This window comes from Sphingomonas antarctica (assembly GCF_965137005.1).
Lineage (GTDB): Bacteria > Pseudomonadota > Alphaproteobacteria > Sphingomonadales > Sphingomonadaceae > Sphingomonas_O > Sphingomonas_O antarctica.
Genome location: NZ_CBCRXM010000013.1, coordinates 62851 through 81470, shown reverse-complemented (window position 1 = coordinate 81470; position 18620 = coordinate 62851). Strand labels below are relative to the sequence as shown.

The 18620-nt window shown below is 65.0% G+C and carries 15 protein-coding genes and 1 pseudogene; 8 read left to right on the top strand and 8 right to left on the bottom strand.

What is annotated here, in order from left to right; genetic code table 11:
- Window positions 1–46: 46 nt before the first annotated feature.
- The 6 genes from ACM9ME_RS12520 to ACM9ME_RS12495 form a co-directional block, all read right to left on the bottom strand.
- Complete coding sequence (locus ACM9ME_RS12520; protein WP_415643792.1) at window positions 47–748, bottom strand: hypothetical protein; 702 nt, start codon at window positions 746–748, stop codon at window positions 47–49.
- The gene (locus tag ACM9ME_RS12515; protein WP_415643791.1) at window positions 745–4464 is read right to left on the bottom strand and encodes an Eco57I restriction-modification methylase domain-containing protein; all 3720 of its coding nucleotides are present in this window, start codon (window positions 4462–4464) and stop codon (window positions 745–747) included. Before ACM9ME_RS12515 ends, ACM9ME_RS12520 begins: the two co-directional genes overlap by 4 nt.
- A complete protein-coding gene (locus ACM9ME_RS12510) occupies window positions 4461–4793 on the bottom strand; it encodes a DUF6471 domain-containing protein (RefSeq protein WP_415643790.1) in 333 nt (110 codons plus the stop codon). Before ACM9ME_RS12510 ends, ACM9ME_RS12515 begins: the two co-directional genes overlap by 4 nt.
- A 199-nt stretch (window positions 4794–4992) precedes the next feature.
- A complete protein-coding gene (locus ACM9ME_RS12505) occupies window positions 4993–8304 on the bottom strand; it encodes an error-prone DNA polymerase (protein WP_415643789.1) in 3312 nt (1103 codons plus the stop codon).
- Window positions 8301–9854 carry a DUF6504 family protein gene (locus ACM9ME_RS12500; protein WP_415643788.1) on the bottom strand — a complete coding sequence of 518 codons (1554 nt, stop codon included), beginning with the start codon at window positions 9852–9854 and terminating at the stop codon, window positions 8301–8303. Before ACM9ME_RS12500 ends, ACM9ME_RS12505 begins: the two co-directional genes overlap by 4 nt.
- Entirely contained in the window at window positions 9775–10506 is a 732-nt protein-coding gene (locus tag ACM9ME_RS12495; RefSeq protein ID WP_415643787.1) for an ImuA family protein, read from the bottom strand. The genes ACM9ME_RS12500 and ACM9ME_RS12495 overlap by 80 nt, the downstream gene beginning before the upstream one ends.
- A 150-nt stretch (window positions 10507–10656) precedes the next feature.
- Here ACM9ME_RS12495 and ACM9ME_RS12490 point away from each other — a divergent pair, with 150 nt between their 5' ends.
- A complete protein-coding gene (locus ACM9ME_RS12490) occupies window positions 10657–11007 on the top strand; it encodes a hypothetical protein (protein ID WP_415643786.1) in 351 nt (116 codons plus the stop codon).
- Entirely contained in the window at window positions 11007–11447 is a 441-nt protein-coding gene (locus tag ACM9ME_RS12485; protein WP_415643785.1) for a DUF1810 domain-containing protein, read from the top strand. The genes ACM9ME_RS12490 and ACM9ME_RS12485 overlap by 1 nt, the downstream gene beginning before the upstream one ends.
- A 57-nt stretch (window positions 11448–11504) precedes the next feature.
- On the opposite strand, the gene ACM9ME_RS12480 is transcribed toward ACM9ME_RS12485, so the two are convergent.
- Window positions 11505–12596: a sensor histidine kinase gene (locus tag ACM9ME_RS12480; protein WP_415643784.1), complete on the bottom strand. Its 1092-nt coding sequence runs from the start codon at window positions 12594–12596 to the stop codon at window positions 11505–11507.
- A gap of 110 nt (window positions 12597–12706) precedes the next feature.
- Between ACM9ME_RS12480 and ACM9ME_RS12475 the strand changes: the two genes are divergently transcribed.
- Window positions 12707–13099, top strand: coding sequence for a response regulator (locus tag ACM9ME_RS12475; protein ID WP_415643783.1), 393 nt, complete (start codon window positions 12707–12709; stop codon window positions 13097–13099).
- A gap of 14 nt (window positions 13100–13113) precedes the next feature.
- Here ACM9ME_RS12475 and ACM9ME_RS12470 read toward each other — a convergent pair whose 3' ends face one another.
- Entirely contained in the window at window positions 13114–14277 is a 1164-nt protein-coding gene (locus ACM9ME_RS12470) for a DUF4062 domain-containing protein (protein ID WP_415643809.1), read from the bottom strand.
- A 156-nt stretch (window positions 14278–14433) separates the two neighbouring features.
- On the opposite strand from ACM9ME_RS12470, the pseudogene ligD reads away from it, so the two are divergent.
- From ligD to ACM9ME_RS12445, 5 genes and pseudogenes are all read left to right on the top strand, one after another.
- Window positions 14434–16245 (top strand): annotated as a pseudogene (gene ligD / locus ACM9ME_RS12465) (DNA ligase D); the annotation flags it as partial.
- The gene (xth, locus tag ACM9ME_RS12460; RefSeq protein WP_415643781.1) at window positions 16242–17039 is read left to right on the top strand and encodes an exodeoxyribonuclease III; all 798 of its coding nucleotides are present in this window, start codon (window positions 16242–16244) and stop codon (window positions 17037–17039) included. The pseudogene ligD and the gene xth, both read left to right, overlap by 4 nt.
- Window positions 17040–17074: 35 nt before the next feature.
- On the top strand, window positions 17075–17458 hold the full coding sequence (locus ACM9ME_RS12455; protein ID WP_415643780.1) for an ATP-dependent DNA ligase: 384 nt from the start codon (window positions 17075–17077) through the stop codon (window positions 17456–17458).
- On the top strand, window positions 17455–18177 hold the full coding sequence (locus ACM9ME_RS12450; protein WP_415643779.1) for an IS6 family transposase: 723 nt from the start codon (window positions 17455–17457) through the stop codon (window positions 18175–18177). Before ACM9ME_RS12455 ends, ACM9ME_RS12450 begins: the two co-directional genes overlap by 4 nt.
- A 100-nt stretch (window positions 18178–18277) precedes the next feature.
- Window positions 18278–18565, top strand: a complete 288-nt coding sequence (locus ACM9ME_RS12445) for a hypothetical protein (RefSeq protein WP_415643778.1) — start codon at window positions 18278–18280, stop codon at window positions 18563–18565.
- Window positions 18566–18620: the final 55 nt, after the last annotated feature.

Below are 18620 nucleotides of genomic sequence, written 5' to 3'. Positions count from 1 at the left end.
GATGGCCACGATGTAGGTGGCAGCGTTCAGCCAAAGACCGATCCAACTACGAGCGAGAACCGTCCGGCGATGCCGCCCGCCGACGACGACTGATCCATCGCCCGACTAGGAAAGGAATTCCCCGCCGCGGCACCGCTTTCCTCCGAATATCGAGCTGCTTGATCGAACTGGCGGGAAGGTAGGTCAGTTTCGCGCCGTGGTGGGCGTCGTTCATGCCGACGCTTTCCTTCTCGTCCTCGCCGGGTTTCTTGATGTGAGTGATATACAACAGAATGTCGCCGTTGGTGCCCAGGATGCATGGTCCGAGCGGAAGCCGGCCGCATGATGCCGCGTCGTTGCATCGGAGCCGGACGCCGTCCGTGGTCAGCACCGATATCTGGGTGATGTGATAGCGTTGGTCGGCGCTGAGCTTCGCCCATGCGCTGGGCGTGTCGTCGGCCCAACTGATGTCGAGCCACCTTAGCGCCGCTTCCCATAGGGCCATGCCGACGGTGCGCCACAGCACGCCAGCGGCGACGGTGGCCGCAACGGCCACACTGATGACGAATACCTTGCCGCTGGTCGGCATCGAAAGCATTACGGCAGTCGCCACCAAGCCGAAGGCGACCGTGCGGAATGTGGTGTCGATGGTCTGATGGTGATGCCTGATGCCGGTGTAGGCGATCATGTAAGCCGTGTAGCCGCTTCCGACGGCGACCTGAAGTTGCCAGGTCGCCAAGAGCCAGGACGCGTCGGTGGGATCGCTCATCGTCCCATCTCGACCATAAGCCTCTCCTGCGCGCTGAGGCCGAATAGAAGGCTCGTCTGCTGGTGCAGGTCTCGCTCGTGCTCTCGGATCCGTCGTGTCAGGACGTCGAGCTTCTCTGCAAGCTCGACTATTTGACCGACAACAACCTTTTCGCCGGTAACCGCGACGCTGCGTAGCGCCTCGATCAGTTTCTTCGGAGCGTCGCGCACGCTCGGATCGAAGGTTAGGGATACAGATTGCCATTGTGCGACGACCAGCGGTGCTTCTGCATCGCTGACGAACGCCTGCGCGACAGTCGCGCCGTCGGCGACAAAGCGCACGCTGCCCCTTTCCGCGACGACATCAAGGGCATTGCTCGAGCTAAGTCGATTTCCCAGGTCCGCGTAAGCGAAGTCCGTGTCCAACTTCTGGGCGGCCACGATCCGTGTCTTGAGGTTCCGCTTTTCCTCACGGGTCTTTGCGACCGCCTTGAGCCCCGTCTTGATGGTCTGGAACTCCCCCTCGATTGCCGCCGCTGAGCGTATGCCGGGAAGCAGCCATTCGAGCGGGTGCTTCACCAAGGTGAGCCTTGCGAGGCGCTGCGCGATGTCGCCGCGGACCTGAACCCGTGCAGTGACGTCGGCCTGCATCGTGCGGGCGAGCGCCGACAGCGTATCAGTCTGGTCCTTGCTGGCGGCAGGGATCGGCAATGGGGCGATGAACTGCTTGTTGGCTTCGTAATAGCCGTTGTCCTTGGGCTTGCCCGTCCAACGGAATACGAAGTCCACGGTCGGCGAGTTCAATATGCCCAGCAGGAACCAGCCGTTATCGCCCTGGGGCAGTATCCCGTTGACGCGGACGTTGTTCGCATAGACCTTTCCGCCATCGTCGAACGATACGCGCATTCCCGGCACGAGCTGCCCGACGAGCAGCTTCGGCAGCTCCTGCTTGTCCAGGTTCTGGTTCCGCCCCATGCGATACCACTGTGCATCGTCGAACGAGCCGTTCTCGCGTGCGCGAAGCTCCTCCTCGTGCTGCTGCAGATACTGCCATGCTTTCGGGAATTCTGCTGCCAGGCGGTCGGCGGGCATTAAGTCCACGCCGTCGCCGACCGCATAGGGGAACAGGAGGTAGGTTTCGGTTGCCGGCTCCAGGAAGCGTTTTGCCTCGGTGCCTGAGACCAGCGGTTTCATCAGGGCGTCCTCGATCTTCACGGGGACTGGTTTGGCTCCACTGCCCTTCGGCTTATGAACATACTGCCCGTTGGCGATGCGCTTGAGATGGAAGATGTGGTCCGCGCTAGTTATTATCCCTTGGAATATGCTTTTTGTGACCGACGGATCGCCGAGCGGCCGGCAGTCGCGGTCCAGTCGGTCCATCAAGGACCTTACCGGCGCCGGGGCGAGGCGCCAGGGTCTGCCGTCGGCGGGTATGGCATCCCAGGGAAGCATATTGTCCTGATCGTTCCAGTCGATGCGGCTGACGTCGCCGTCGCCGACGAAGGCGAGATCGACATGCTGGACGGGCGATCGGGAGAAGATCTGGATCGAGGTGTAGATCGTGGCTTCCTCGAACACCTGGTGCGATCGGAAGTCGATCCAGCGAGCGAGGTTACGACCTTCGGCGACCAGCTGGCGAAGGCCTGCGCCATGCTCGAGGGTAGGCCATAGATTCGGGGCGATATAGCCCATCCTCCCTTCCTCGTTCAGGAGGCGGAGCCCCCGCTCGATGAACGGCAGGTATAGGTCGAAGTTGCCGTGAACGGTGCTCCTGTAACCGCTTGCGGGTGTCGCTAGCCAGCTGGCCGTCACCGCATCCGCTCTCTTGAGATTCTGCAGTTTCACGTAGGGAGGATTGCCGATCACCGCGTCGAAGCCGCCGGTCGCGAAGACGTCGGGGAACGCTTCGTTCCAGTCGAAAGCGTTCAGGCGTTCACGATCGGATGCCGTGGCCGTTTCGGGCAGGAAGTCCCGATCGACGAGGCTGTTGCCGCACCTGATCGTCTTGTCGAGTGAGGAGAGCGGGCCATCAGCTTTCGCCGTGTGCAGCCAGAGTGACAGCTTTGCGATCTCGACTGACGCCGGGTTGATGTCGACGCCGTATAGGTTTCGCGAGAGGATGTGTTCGGTGATCTGCCCCTCGTCGGCCACCTCGCCGATCTCCATGATCGCACGCGTCATTTCCGTGCGCAGGTGTCGCAGTGCAGCTATCAGGAAGGCGCCCGAGCCGCACGCCGGATCCACGACACGGACCGCGCGAAGGCGTGTGAGATATTCGTGCGTGTCGGCGGCTGCGACCCGCCAGGCTGCGAACAGTGGCTCGAGAACCTCCTCTACGACGCGCGTGACGACCCATTCCGGTGTGTAATAAACGCCGTCCAGCTTGCGCTTGTTGAGCACGGTCAACGACTGCCGGTCATCCGCCTCTGCCTCGAGCATCTCCAGCTCGACGATCGACTGTTCGAAGATGTGTCCGAGAGTATAGAGGCCAATCGCCGTGTCGCGCTCTCCCTCCGCCGCAAAGTTGTAGGTTACGGCAAGATGGAAGAGCGTCCGCTTCTCTTCGTCGGTGCCTTTCTGGGATTGGCTCTGGCCGCGCTGGACGAATAGCCGGTTGGGAAGGCGGAGAGCGTCGATGTCGGGATCGGTCGCGAACAGACCGCCGTTGAACCGGTGAAGCGGGACGCCGGCAATGTCGCCGCCCTCGTTCATGACGTCGAAGATCAGCTTTAGCCGCTCCCAGACTTCATTGCCCTGGGGCCGAAGGAAATTGTCGCTGCTGAAATTCTTGAGCTGCTGCGTCAGCTCGCCGGCGGGAAAGCCAATCCGCATGCCCATGTCTTCGGCGAACATGACGAAGATGAGCCTGTCTAGCAGCTTCTGGGCTAGACGGACGGCTCCGCCCGGAGAGACGCCCGGCGGCAATTGCGCCGTGATCTCACCGATTAGCGCGCCCCGATAAACCCGGTAATCGTCGTAGAATACGTCTTCGAGCCGTGACTGGGTCTTGCCCTGCCGTTCTATTAGCCGCTCAAGCCTTGGTCTGCCCGCCTCGGCGAGCAGCATGTCCGGTCGCAGAAGCCACGCGAAAAGGAAACGGTCGAACTGCGCGGCCTCGGTATCGTCCAGTAGGCAGGGCTCGGCCAGCAGGTCGCGCTTGGTGTCGCCGATGACGAACCGCAGGTAGCGATCCGGGAAGCTATCGACCCAGTATAGGCGGAACTCGTTCATGTCCGTGACAAGCGCCCACCGCGGCTGGATGGGATCGTTGGGGAAGACGCCTCGCCGGGCGCCCCATAGATAGTCCTTGGCCTGCATGACCGGCGAACGGTCATTGCCCTTTCGCTTCTGCGGAGCGTCGAGCCCCGAGTTCACATCCTTGAATTCGCAGACGACCTGAGGGATCTCTGGACGAGGTGTTCCGAACATTCCGATGCCGAGGTCGGCCTCGCCGGTGTTGCCGCCGGCGCCAGCGCCCTTAATCGCGAATTTCGGCTGGAGGTGGTGCAGATCGTGCCCCTGCCCATCCTGCAGATAGCCCCAGATATCGACGAAGAAGATCTGGGTGAACGATCCTTCCGCCTGCGTCTCACGCTTACGGACCCTCGCCGACCATTTCTCCAAGCGTTCGCGCAACTGCTTGTCGCCCCCACCACTGCGCCATGCGATGAACTCGTGGTGAAGTTCGGATTGCAGGAACGCCGGATCGAGCAAAGGCACGTATGTGCGGGCGGTCATGCTGGATCCGGCTTTCTTCGCTTTGTCGACTTTCTGGCAAGCGCTTGGGCGCCATGTGCATCGTCCACATTGTCCCCGATCTCGGTGACCGGCGGTATCTGCAGGCTGGTGACGCCGAGCGCGACCATGCACTTGGCGAAAAAGGGGGCGGTAAAGCGACCGCGCGCCACCTTGTTGCGCAGGTTGAGCACATTGTCCTCGACCCCCAAGTCTGCCAACCTTACCACCAGTTGCTCGTAGGACACACCGCGGCGCATCATCTCGGCGCGCAGCATATTCTTTACCAAGCGCTCCCAGGTCGTGTCTTCAATGGCCGTTGGGCTGCTCATTCTGCAGTTCTAGGATGGACCTACGCTTGAGCGCAAGCACTGGCGATAGCGTGCACCATCATAAACGGTGGTGTGATAGGCGACGCTGAGGATCACCATCATACAGGATGGTGCAAGTAATCATCAGCGGCTACACCTTTAAGGGCTGGTGGCCAGGCTCCGCTCTGACCACGCGCCTGTGACTGGGAGATCCGGGGCGTCAACGGAAGTCCCGCGTCCTGACCTTGATACCCTCGACCGGCTCCCCAGGGATGATGCCTGATCCGAGCCGCAAGTCTGGAATGTATATGTCGCGCGCACCCTTGCCGAGATGGCGCTCTCCGGGTTCGCGCGGATCCGGGCCCATGCCGTGCTTCACGACGTCGGCGCGGCTTACCCGATAGACGTCGGCAACGTCTGCGCGGCCGCCGACGCTGGCGAGCAGCGGTGACATGTCGTCTAGCCGCCGCGCGACGACGTGGATTACGTCCCCCTCGCGCTGCACCTGCCCGCGCACGCCCATCATCGAGGCGCCGAGCACCGTGCGGCGGTTGGCCTCGAAGATCTTGGTCCACACGACGAGATTGGCGACGTCGGTCTCGTCCTCGAGCGTGATGAACATCACGCCCTTTGCCGAGCCCGGCTTCTGGCGGACGAGCACGATCCCGGCGAGTTCGACGTATCGTCCGTCCTTCACGTCCCGCAATTCGGCGCACGTGATCATCCGGCGCGCCTTGAGCTCGTCGCGCAGGAACGCCAGCGGGTGGGCGCGCAGCGACAGTCCGGACGCTCGGTAGTCCTCGACCACCTCCGCGCCTTCGCCCATCTCGGCCAGATCCACCTCGGGTTCGATCGACTCGCGGCGCAGGCGTCCTTCGCGCTCGTCGGCCGCAGCGAACAGAGGCAAGGGAGCGTTGCCGAGGCCCTTCACCTCCCACAGCCCCGCACGCCGGCTCGCGCCGAGCGAGCCGAACCCGTCCGCGTCGCCGATTCGGTCGAGCGCGCCGCGTCCGACGCCCGCGCGGCGCTGCACCTCCTCGACCGACGTGTAGGGCACATCGCCCCGCGCCGCGGAGATCGCGGCACCGTCGGCGTTCGACAGGTCGCGCGCCATCCGCAGCCCGAGCCGCACCGCCTTGTAGCGCCCGCCGCCGTCCTCGAGCGTGCAGTCCCAGCGGCTCGAGTTGACGTCGATCGGGCGCACCTCGACGCCGTGCTGCCGCGCGTCGCGGACGATCTGGGCGGGGGCGTAGAACCCCATCGGCTGGGCGTTGAGGAGCGCCGCGCAGAAGGCGTCGGGATGGTGGCACTTCATCCACGACGAGGCGTAGGCGATCAGCGCGAAGCTGGCCGCATGGCTTTCGGGAAAGCCGTATGAGCCGAACCCCTCGATCTGCTTGAAGGTCTTCTCGGCGAAGGCATGCTCGTATCCGCGCGCCACCATCCCGTCGATCAGCTTGTCGCGGAAGTGCGAGACGCCGCCGGTGAGTTTGAACGTCGCCATCGCGCGTCGCAGCAGGTCGGCCTCGCTGGCGGTGAACCCGGCGCACTCGATCGCGACGCGCATCGCCTGTTCCTGGAACAGCGGCACGCCGAGCGTCTTCTCCAGCACACGGCGCAATTCCTCGGTCGGATAGGTCACCTTCTCCAGCCCGGCGCGGCGGCGACGGTAAGGGTGGACCATGTCCCCCTGGATCGGCCCGGGCCGGACGATCGCGACCTGGATGACGAGATCGTAGAAGGTCGTCGGCGCCATCAGCGGGATCGACGCCATCTGCGCCCGGCTCTCGATCTGGAAGACGCCGAGCGTGTCGGCTTTCCGGATCATGGCATACGTCTCGGGATCCTCGGCCGGGATCGTGGCGAGGTCGACCGTCACGCCCTTGTCGCTTTCGAGGAACTCGAAGGCACGGCGCATGCAGCTCAGCATGCCGAGCGCGAGCACGTCGACCTTCATGAAGCCGAGCGCGTCTATGTCGTCCTTGTCCCACTCGATGACCTGGCGGTCCTCCATCGCCGCCGGTTCGATCGGCACCAGTTCGTCAAGCCGGTCGCGGGTCAGCACGAACCCGCCCGGATGCTGCGACAGGTGGCGCGGCGTGTTGATCAGCTGCCGGGCGAGCTCGAGCGTCAGCGTCAGGCGCTTGTCGCCGAGGTCCATGTTGAGCTCCTCGGCGTGCTTCTCCTCCACCCCGTCGCGGCTGAAGCTCCACACTGACGACGACAGCCCGGCGGTCATGTCCTCGCTAAGCCCGAGGGCCTTGCCGACCTCGCGGATCGCACCGCGCGCGCGGTAGCGGGTGACGACGGCGGTCAGCGCCGAGCGCGTGCGGCCGTAGGTCTCGTAGATCCACTGGATCACCTCCTCGCGGCGCTCGTGCTCGAAGTCGACGTCGATGTCGGGCGGCTCGCGCCGCTCCGCGCTGACAAACCGCTCGAACAGCAGCTCCGACCGGACGGGGTCGATCGACGTGACGCCGAGCACGTAGCAGACGGCGCTGTTCGCGGCGGAGCCTCGCCCCTGGCACAGGATGCCACGCCGCCGGGCCTCCGCGACGATCGAGTTTACGGTCAGGAAGTATGGGGCGTAGTCGAGTTCCCCGATCAGCCGCAGCTCGTGCTCGAGCTGGGTGCGGATCTTGCCCTCGATGCCTTCCGGATAGCGGATCGGCGCCTTCTCCCACGTCAGCCACTCCAGTTCCTGCTGCGGCGTCCGTCCTGGCTCGGCGACCTCGTCGGGATACTGGTATCGTAGCTCGGTTAGGCTGAACGCGCAGCGCGCGGCCATCTCGACGCTGCGCGCGACGGGCGACGCGTCCTTGAGGTAGCGGCGGAACAGCCGCTCCATCTCCTCCCCCGTCTTGAGGTGCCGATCCGCGAAGCGCTCGCGTCGGTCACCCAGCTCGTCGATCGTGCACTTCTCGCGGATGCAGGTGACCACGTCCTGCAGCAGTCGGCGGTCTGGCGAGTGGTAGAGCACGTCGTTGGTGGCGACGGTCGGCACCCGCGCCGCGGCCGCCATCGCAGCGAGGTCGCGCAGCCGGATCGCGTCCTTGGGGCGCCGACGCACGGTGAGGGCCATATAGGTGCGGTCGCCGAAGATCCGCCCGGTGGTCGCCAGCGCCTGCTCGGTCGTCGCGTCGGCCCGGTCGGGCACCAGCATAGCGATCAGGCCGTCGTTCCATTCCTCGACGTCGGACCAGCCGAGGTGGCACGCGCCCTTGCCGGCGCGCGTCTTGCCGACACTGAGCAGGCGGCACATGCGGCCATAGGCGGCCCGGTCGGTCGGATAGATGCAGAGCGCCGTGCCGTCGTTGAGATCAAGGCGGGTTCCGACGATCGCGCGGACGCCCGTCGTGCGCTCGGCGTCCCAAGCGCGCACGATGCCGGCGACCGAGCCAAGGTCGACCACGCCGAGGGCCGGCAGACCGAGCAGCGCGGCGGCGGCGAACAGCTCCTCGGGACTCGACGCGCCGCGCAGGAAGCTGAAATGCGTCGTGACCTGCATCTCGACATAGGCCGTCCCGCTCATGCGAATGCGCCGTGGATGAACCAGCGCATCGGACCGGTCGATGGGGTTACCCCGTCGCCGAGGCGGAAGAGCCAGTATCTGCCGCCCGTCGCGATCTCGACCTGGTAGTAGTCGCGCACGGTGTAAGGCTGCTCGCCCTCGACGCCGCCGTCGCGCCACCACTCGCCGTGCAGCCGCTCAGGCCCGTCGCCGCGCGTGACGGCGTAGCGCCGGCCGCGCCACACGAACATGCGCGGCGCTTCGTCGGGCAGCAGCGCGATCACGTCGACTGGTTCGGGACGGGCCAGCATGCGTGCCGGCCGTGGCAGGTCGTCATCCCACGCCGTGACGCGCGGCGGCGCCAGCGCGGCAGGCCTGTCGACCGACCGCTCGGGCATCGCCCCCGCCCTATAGGCCGTCCGATGGAGGCTGCCGCCGCCGAAGCGGTTCGTGAGTGCGTCGACCAGCGTTGCCAGGTCGGGCCCGCGACGGCCGAGCGACTCCAGCCCCTCACCCTGCCGGGCGGCCATTGGCTCCGCGAGCGGGACGACCAGCGTCATCGCCTCGATGCCGAGACCGGGTTCGACGGTCTCGACCTTGGCCCGTAGCAGCTTCGCGAGGTGCGCTGGATCGCGCGAGGGCGTCGCTGTGCCAACGCGGATCGCCTGCACGTGTCCATCGACGCGGTGGAACAGGCAGTCGAGCCGCCGAGCGCCCTTGCCGACACGGACGAGTTGCTCGACGGCATCGCCCACGAGGTCTCCGATGACCCGGCCGAAGGCCTCGGACGTGGCGATCGGGTCCATGAAGCCGCGGCGCGCGCGCGGGAGGTGCTCGGGGAACACCGGCTCGATCGGTTCGGGCAGGTTGCCGAGCGCCTGGTCGAGACGTCGGTGGAGCCCGCGCCCGAAGCGTTTCGCGAGTGGCGCGCGCGGCGCGTCGATCAGCTGCTCGATCCGCTCGAAACCGAGCTTGCGCAAGGCCTCCACCGTCGGCGATTCGAGCCTGAGCGCCGCTATCGGCAGGAGCGAGATCGCCTTGCGGTGGTCGCCGGGCTCGATCGTGACGGGGCGTCCGGCGAGCACGTGGCGCGCGACGGCATGCGCGCAGCCGGCGGTGTCGGCGACCGCGATCTGGACCGTGAGCCCGAACGCCGCGGTGCGCCGGTGCAGGTCCTTGAGCAGCGCGCGCTCGGTAGAGAACAGCGATGCGCAGCCGGTGACATCGATCCAGATCCCGTCCGGCGGATCCGGCGCGACCAGTGGCGCGTATCTGGTGCCAGCCCACAACGCGAGGTGCCGGAGGCCCTCGGCGTCTGCATCCGGTTCGGCGTCGACCACCTGGAGGCCGGGTGCGAACGTCCGCGCCTTTGTCACGGTCATGCCTGGTGTGATGCCAAGCGAGCGCGCCGCTACGTCCACCGCCGCGATGACGCGGCGGCCGTGGTCCGGGATCGCGGTTGCCAGCGGTCCGCCGCCTGGGCGGGCGTCGTTAGGCGGCGACTTGGCGGTCTTCCGCCGCAACCGGTCCGTCGACCAGTGCGGAAGATAGACCGAGGCGACCCTGCGCATCGCACCCCTCCATGATCCAGGCGTGCGGGTTGCCGCCGCGCACGCGTGCGAGTTCCACGCGCCAGCGGGGACGGCCGAGACTGGGGATGCCGAGATCCTCGCTCGGCGCGGCGGTGATCCGCCAGCGCGTGGCGGCCGCCGTCCCCTCGGCGGCCTGGTCCGCCTTCGACGACCGGCGGAAGACGAACGCCGCGACGCCCGAGCCTTCGGCCGCCAGTTGCAGGCGTTTGGACGCTGTGGTCGAATACTTGCCGATCTCGCCGACGACGCCGGCCAGTCCCGCATGGCGCAGGCATTCCTCCATCGCGAGCAGCACGTTCGCATCGCTCCCGGCCTCGACGTGGATTACCCGGTCGGGGTGGAGGCCTGCGAGATGCAAGGCGGGCGCGAATAGGTCGCGCCACCGCAAGCACCAGAGGACCGGGCCCTCTATTCTTGCGAGGATGCCAGCGAGGAACACTGTCGCGCTGGCATCGTCGGCGAGGTCGGTGCCACCGGTTATCTCGTGGAGCGCCCCGGAGGCGATGCCACCGCCGGGAAGGCGCGAGTCCAGCGCTTCGATGCCGAACGGTATTGCCTCGTGGCGGGCGCCTGCACCCTCGATGCGGGCGATGCGCGCACGCAGATCTTCGAGGACGAGGGATTGGCGCATGGCATCAGCAGACTAGCGAACAAGTTGATTCGTTCCTTATTTGTTCTTATCAACGGCGCTGAGTCAACGGGTCGCTGGAATAAAGGTCGTCGGAGTGTGCAATGTTGCACGTGAAGACCGGGCCGCGGAGACCATCGAGGAGACGAGCTGATGCCGACCAATTCGGAGGGTCTGCTGAGCATCGATGACGATGTGAAGATCCGCACGCTCCAGATAATCATGGGGACGGTCGAGCGCGAATTCCGGGCCGCTGCGGGGAGGCCGCCAAAGGCGGACGACGTCATGGACTTCTACGCCTTGGCGATCGGCGCCCTTCTCGATGCCGACACGCGCCTGCATACAGAGGAGGATTTCCACCTTGGTGCGTTGACCGCAGCCAACCACATCAAGTCGCGCGCGATCCAGATGCGCGCTTCGCACGACGCGCACGGCCGCAGCTTCTACGAGGTCATTACCGCCAAGATCGACGAGATCTTCGAGCAGAGCGAGCGACCGCACTGATGGTTGGAAAGACCGTGGCCGACCCTTTCGACCTTGAACGGTTTTTGACTGCCCAGGGCGATAGCTACGAGGCCGCGCTCTCGGAGATCCGGCGTGGCGCGAAGCGCAGCCACTGGATGTGGTTCATCTTTCCGCAGATTGCGGGGCTGGGCCGAAGCGAGATGGCCCAGCGCTTCGCTATCCGGTCGCTCGAAGAGGCTCGCGCCTATCTCGACGAGCCTGTCCTCGGCACCCGCCTTGGGGAGAGCGTGGCCGTGCTGCAGGATCTCACTGGACTGACGGCTATCGCGGTGTTCGGTGAGGTCGATGCAATGAAGCTCCGGTCCTCACTCACCTTGTTCGATTACGCTGGCGGTGGGCCGCTGTTCGCCGCGGCGTTGGAGCGCTGGTTCGACGGTGTTCGAGACCCGGCTACGATCCGGATCATCTCGGAAAGCTAGCCGACCTGCAGTGCTCAACTGTCGCGAGTGATTGGAGGAGTGCTGGCTAAAAGAAACCTACGGCTGTGCCTGAAACGACACCTTGAAACAGGTGCCGCCGTCGGGTCGATGACCGCTCGTCAGCTCGCCGCCGAGTTGTCTTGTAAGCGAGGTCACGACCCGCATGCCTAGGCTCCGGCTCGCCGCAGCCGGATCGAAGTCTTTCGGGAGATCGCGACCTTCGTCGGAGACTATCAGGGCATGCTGATTTCCCTCGATCTCATAGCGGACCTCAATCACGCCTTGACCGTGCTTGGCCGCGTTCGTGACCAGCTCGTTGACGAGCAGTCCGACGGGCTGCACCGACGTTGTGGGGATGTTGCCCTCATCCCCGCTCACCTGAATTTTCCGTCCGAGGATCGATTCCAGATCGGCGCATAACCGCCTCAGGAAAGCGATACAGGAGGCGTGATCGGCGGCCTCCGCATAAAAGTGGCGGTGCACCTGCGCGACTGCGGCGACGCGGTTGGCGGCAAGTTGAAGATGATCCACTGCGTCGGGATCATCGAGCGCGCGGCTCTGCATCGACAGCAAACCCGACACGAATTGCAGGCTGTTCATGACCCTGTGGTCGATTTCCTTGGCCATCAACTCAGCCTGGGAGACCGCCTGGCGCGCGGAAAGCTGCACTTCGATCTGGTCCATCACTATCGCAGCAAGGTCCTTCAGGTCGTCGATCTGCGACTGGTCGATCGGCCGCGCCTCTTTATCGATGATGCACAGGGTTCCGAGATTATGGCCGTCGTCAGTGGTCAGCGGAACGCCGGCGTAGAAGCGAAGCCCAAAGTCACCCGCTACCAGCGGATTGGCAAGCGAACGGGGATCGATGCTCGCATCGGTGAGGATGTGCGGATCATTTGAGAGAATCGCCGACGCGCAAAGACCGGGGTCGCGCCCGATCTGCTCGACCGGCACCCCGTGGTGCGATTTGAACCAGATCCGGTCCTCATCGACGATGCTGATGATTGATATCGGCACACCGAAGCGCCGAGCCGCCAGCGCGGTAATTCGGTCGAACGCGCCATCAGGTGGCGTGTCGAGTATGTCGTAGCGCCGCACGGCAGCCAGGCGACGCGGTTCGTCCGCTGGAATGATCGAGGCGTCGGCCATCAAAACTCGCTTCGTGACTGGAGTGTCTGCCGAACGTTGCCGGGCGTCCTACTTTGAACCAACGAAAGCCAAAGGCAAGCAGCCCCTGCGGAAGCCTACGGATCGACGCGGTGCCGGCTGCGTTGACAGAAATCGCCAGGAGCCACGACATGTGCCATGTTTTGACCATCGAGGACGAACCTCTGGTCGCGATGACCATTCAGGATATCCTGGCGTCGGAGGGGGCGACTTCGTTTGAAATAGTTGACACGGAAGAGGCTGCTGTCTCCGCTGCCGCAGCTCACGCGCCGAGCGTAATCACCTCGGACGTAAAGCTGCTAGAGGGCACGGGACCGCGCGCAGTGGCCGAAATCCATAGGCGATTGGGACCGATACCGGTAATCTTCATTACTGGGACACCGGAGGAGTGCAGTCCGTGCAACCCGCCGGGTTTGATCATTCCGAAGCCCTTTACCGTGCAGGCGATAATCGCCGCATTTCGTGAATCGGCGCCGAGCAACTAGCTTTGAGCCGGTAATTACCGCGATGACCACTGCCTGCGCAGCGGGACTACGAGGTCCTCTACGAGGCTCGTGCGGTCGAGGCGCAGCGACGCACGGCGTCTGAAGGCAGTGACGGGCCCGCGCTGGTCGCCCCCCATGCCCATCGTCATCGAGTTCGGGCTGGCCGCGTGCTCGGCGCGCGTGCGCCAGCCGAGATAGTCGGACCCGGCGATGCGGACGGCGATCGCGACATGCGTGATGCGCTCGGTCCGGTCGATCTGCTCAAGCTGAGCGGCTGCGAACCCGAGCGCGGTGGCGATGCGCTGCTGGACCGTTTCCTCGATGATCGCGGGCAGACCGAAGACGTCACGGTTGCGCGGTTCGGTGGCGAGCAGGCGCACCGTCATCGACCCGTCTTCGCCGAGCCGGAACGACGGGCCGCGCTGCTGCGCGATGACGAGGTCCGGGCCATCGAGACCGCTATCCGTCCCGGCGGCGCGATCGAAGAAGCGGTCTGCGCCGAACAGGGCTTCCTGAAGAAGCCTGTCGGCCAGATCGGGGGCCTCCATCTGCACGGGGCGGAGCAGCTGCTGGCGAGGGCCTCCGGCGACCGCGATGTCGATGAACGGGCCCTCTACGGTGTTCCGGCTCTCCTGTGGCAGTAGCGCAACAGCCCGCGCTATGATCTCCTGCTCGTCCACAGGTCCGGTCGCGCTGGTGAGGGTGTAGTCGTGAAGCGCGCGGATGACGGCCGCCTGAAGGTCGTCGGCGTCGCGGAAGCCGCCCCGGAAGAGCCCTCCCTGCCAGGCCTGCACCTCGGCGATGAAGGCCGCCTGCTCCGGGCCTGGCGACGTCCCCTCCTGCACGAAGGCGAAGATGGGTTTCGTGTTCCGGGCCTCGCGGTATTCCTCGTGCGTCGCCGAAAGACCCGACACGGGCTGAACGGCGCCGTAGTCCTCGCCGAGAACCAGCACCACCCAGTCGGATGACCGGAGGCCCTGAAGACAGGCGACCTGTGGCGAGCTGGGCTGCGCGCCGAAGTCCTCGGCCATCACCGCCTCGAAGCGCAATGTCTCGACGGCGCGGCGAACGGCGCGACGTTCCGCGGCGAAGTTCGAGATCAGCGAGCTGATGAATATTCTCATCCATGGAAGATAGGCGCGGCGGGCGCCGACTTCGAGGGCGACGGCTGCCTGCACCGGGCGCAAGGCGCGTCCCCGAGGATCCGGCACCGCTTGCTCGATGGGGGTGAAGGAACGCTCCGGCGCTGAACGAGTCTATGGGGGATGGCATCCACGAAGACATCCAAGCGGTTTGCGCCGGGCGGGAAGAGCCGGAGGGCGGCGCAGCTGAAGCCGCCACCATTCAGGCCGGTGCAGCTCGCCACGCTGGTCGACACGGTGCCCGCTGGCGACCGCTGGCTCCACGAGATGAAGTATGACGGCTACCGGCTTTTGGTGGCTGTGGGCGGCGGCACGGCCCGCGCCTACACGCGCTCGGGGCTCGACTGGTCCAAGAAGTTCGCTGGTGTCGTCGAGGCGGCCGCCCGACTCGGCGTGAGGTCGGCGCTTCTCGACGGCGAGGCCGTCGTGATGGACGCGGACGGTCGGTCCAGCTTCCAGGGGCTGCAGGGGGCCTTGAAGGGCGCGCCGGCCAGCATCGACTTCATCGCGTTCGACCTTCTCGAGCTCGACGGCGAGGATCTGACCGGCCGGCCGCTGACCGAGCGCAAGGCGATGCTGCGAAAGATCGTGCCCGAGGGTGGCGACCGCATCCGTTACTCTGAACACATCGAGGGCAATGGCGAGAAGCTGCTGCACAGCTTCTGCGACGCCGGTCTCGAGGGCATCATCTCGAAGAAAGCGGATGGCCGTTATGTAGGATCGCGCTCGGGGAACTGGCTAAAGACGAAGTGCATCAAGCGGCAGGAGTTCGTCGTCGTCGGCTGGACGCCTTCCGATAAGTCGCGTCTGTTCCGCTCCTTGATCCTCGGCGTGCACGAGGATGGCGTGCTGCGCTATGCTGGCAAGGTCGGCACCGGGTTCAGCAATGACGAGATCATTCGCCTGATGGAGACGATGGCGACGCTCGAGCAGGACAAGCCGACCGTGAAGGCGCCACGCGCCGAGGTGCGGGGCGCGCACTGGCTGAAGCCCAGGCTGGTCGCCGAGATCGCCTACACCGAAATGACGAACGAGGGCACGCTGCGGCACCCGAGCTACCTCGGCCTTCGCGCCGACAAGAAGCCTGAGGCGGTGGTGCTCGAGGTCGAGCGGGCCGTCGCCCAGGTCGAGGCCCCGGCAGGGTCGAAGGTGAAGATCAGCAACCGCGACCGGATCATCTTCCCAGAGTCCAACATCACCAAGGGACAGCTCGCCGACTATTACGCGACCGTCGCCGCCATCATGCTGCCATGGGTCGGCAGCAGGCCGATGAGCCTGGTCCGCTGTCCCCAAGGTCGGGGTAAGAAGTGCTTCTTCCAGAAGCACGACGCTGGCAGCTTCGGCGACACGGTCAGGCACGTCGGCATCATGGAGAAGGACGGGCACGAGGAGCCCTACCTGTTTATCGACACCGCAGACGGGCTGCTGACCTGCGTCCAGATGGGCACCATCGAGTTCCACGGCTGGGGATCGCGGATCGAGGACGTCGAGAAGGCAGACCGGCTCGTGTTCGACCTCGACCCCGACGAGGGGCTCGACTTCGAGGCGGTGCGCAAGGCCGCGTTCCACTTCCGCGACATCCTGAAGTCGATCGGACTTGAGACCTTTCCGATGGTGACCGGCGGCAAGGGCGTGCACGTCATCGCGCCGCTGGTTCCGAAGGCCGAGTGGCCCGAGGTGAAGGATTTCGCGCATAGGCTGGCGCTGGCCGTCGCCCAGAGCGATCCCGAGAACTTCACGGCCGCGCTTCCCAAGATCCAGCGCAAGGGTCGCATCTTCGTAGACTACCTCCGCAACCAGCGCGGCGCGACGGCCGTCATGCCGTATGGCGTGCGCGCTCGCGAGAACGCGCCAGTCGCGGTGCCGATCACCTGGAAGGAGATGGAGAGCATCGATGCCCCGAACCACTTCCACATCGGCGACGCGGCAGAACTCGTAAGGCGCGCTGGCTCCAAGGCGCTGTCCGGATGGGGGCGCGCCGATCAGGTGCTGCCCGACCTGTGAAGATCGCAACCTACAACGTGAACGGCGTGAACGGCCGGCTGCCCGTGCTCCTGCGCTGGCTCGAGGAGAGCCAGCCGGACGTCGTCGTGCTGCAGGAGCTGAAGGCGCCACAGGATAAGTTCCCGGAAACGCCGATCCGCGACCTTGGCTACGAGGCGATCTGGCACGGGCAGAAGAGCTGGAACGGCGTCGCGATGCTCAGCCGGGTCGGCGAGATACACGAGACCCAGCGCGGCCTACCCGACGACCCCGATCCGTCGCAGAGCCGCTACATTGAGGCGGCGGTGAACGGGATCCTGATCGGGGGTCTCTACATGCCGAACGGCAACCCGCGGCCCGGCCCCAAGTTCGAATACAAGATGCGGTGGTTCGAGAAGCTGATCGAGCACGCCGCCGGATTGCTCGAGTCTGGTCTGCCGGTGATGCTAGCCGGCGACTTCAACGTGATGCCGACCGAGCGCGACGTCTACAAGCCTGAGCGCTGGCTCGACGACGCGCTGTTCGCGCCCGAGGTGCGCGAGGCGTTCTTCCGACTGACCGGGCAAGGCTGGACCGATGCCCTGCGCACGATCCATCCCGACGAGACAATCTATACCTTCTTCGACTATTTCCGGAACGCCTACGCCCGTAACGCCGGGCTGCGGATCGACCACCTGCTTCTGAGTCCGGCTCTGGCCGGCCGGCTGGTCGATGCGCAGGTCGACCACGACGTGCGCGGCTGGGAGAAGACCAGCGACCATGCGCCTGTGTGGATCGAGCTTTCGGACAAGCCGAAGCGGAAGCGGCGCGCGTGATGGACAGACCCCATCCGCTAGCGGAGACCGAGCCGATGGAGGCGAAGCTGGTCGACGCCCTCCCGACCGAGGACGGCTGGCAATACGAACCCAAGTGGGACGGTTTCCGCGCGATCGCCTCGCGGCTCGGCGACCGTGTCGAGATCATGTCCAAGTCCGGCAAGTCGCTGGCGCGCTACTTTCCAGAGATCGTCGCCGCACTGCTGGAAACTAGCTGCCGGGACTACGCCCTCGACGGCGAGCTGATTCTGCCGATCGGTGGCGTGTTGTCGTTTGACGCGCTTCAGGCACGCCTTCATCCGGCGGAGAGCAGGATACGGCGTTTGTCGGGCGAGACCCCGGCCCAGCTGATGCTATTTGACGGTGTTGTCAAAGGGATGTGGCAGTTCAGGGGTCTGGCTGCTAGCCGCCGCGAATGAGCCGCAAATCTCGAGCCAAGCCGGCTAACCCGTTCCGGTATTTCCACTCCGCGCCCGAGCTGATCCGGGAAGTGGTGATGCTGTACGTGCGGTTCCCGCTGTCGCTCCGCAACGTCGAGGATTTGCTGTTCGAGCGCGGGTTCGACCTTTGCCACGAGACGGTGCGCCTGTGGTGGAATCGCTTTGGCCCGCTGTTCGCAGGCGAGATCCGCCGCAAGCGGGTCAATCACATGCGCGGCTTTCGCCATTGGAAATGGCATCTCGATGAGATGTACGTGAAGCTAAATGGCGAGATGGTTTACCTGTGGCGTGCCGTCGATCACGAAGGCGAGATCCTCGAGAGCTTCATCACAAAAACCAGGGACAAGGCCGCTGCGCTCGTGTTCATGAAGAAGGCGCTGAAGCGCCACGGCTCACCTGCCGCAATCGTCACCGACGGTCTGGCATCGTACAAGGCCGCGATGAAAGTGCTCGGCAACACCGACAAGCAGGAGGTCGGCCGGCATGCCAACAACCGGGTTGAAAACAGCCATCTCCCATTCCGACGACGAGAACGCGCGATGCTCAGATTCCGACGAATGAAGACGCTACAAAAGTTCGCCTCAGTCCACGCCAACGTCCATAATCACTTCAACACCGAACGCCATCTCGTCAGTCGCCCAGTCTTCAAGGAACGCCGCGCAGCGGCGCTTGCAGAGTGGCGCCTACTCGCCGCCTGAACCGCTTTCTTCAAAGACCGACTTCCATCGTGTGGAGACGAGTTCGCATCCGACTGACACCACCCTCCGGATTGTGTTTGTGTCCACGACGCCTGGTTCGGTGAACACCGCACTCGTTGCCTTGCGAATGGGCGTCGTGCTGGATGAATATCGGGAAACGGCCAACACGCGAATTGAACCATGGCTGGTCCAGCAAGCGCTTGCGCGACTGGGAGACCGGCAACTGACTGTCGATGAACAGGTCGAGATTGTCTGTGCAACGCGGACACCTAAGAAAGTTGAATGGCCAGTTTGGTGGGCTGCTTTGCCTGGCTCGGCGATATTGGCGGCGGGTCAGGCCAAGCGCCCTCATCGCCCGCAGAAGCGGTCGGCGGACTTTGACCTTTAGATGTGGGCTCGGCGGCTAGAGGCGCGCGACAGCTTTGCGCCCAATTGCGGTCGTA